The sequence below is a fragment of the Mesorhizobium sp. WSM4828 genome, from assembly GCF_055811175.1.
This window is the reverse complement of sequence record NZ_JBVVQK010000142.1, coordinates 1-229: the sequence shown is the minus strand read 5'-3', so window position 1 is coordinate 229 and position 229 is coordinate 1. Positions and strand designations below refer to the sequence as shown.

1 protein-coding gene is annotated in these 229 nt (G+C 86.9%); it reads right to left on the bottom strand.

Translation table 11 applies throughout. The features are described 5' to 3' along the window. The coding region (locus AC0L2X_RS32680) for a hypothetical protein (protein WP_473601245.1) at positions 1-229 on the bottom strand (229 nt) is incomplete at both ends.

Sequence of the window (229 nt, the reverse complement as noted above, 5' to 3'; positions counted from 1 at the left end):
TCGCGGTTGGGGGGGGGGGGGGGGGGGTCGGGGGGGGGAGGTGGGGGATAGTGGAAATAATCAGGAGGGGGGGGGTGGGGGGGGGGTGGGGGGGGGGGGGGGGGGGGGGGCGGGGGGGGGGTGTGGGGGGGGGGGGGGGGGGGGGGGGCGGCGGGCGGGGGGGGGGGGGGGGGCGGGGGCCGCCGGCCCCCCCCCCCCCCCCCCCCCCGCGCCCCCCACAAGACGTGAA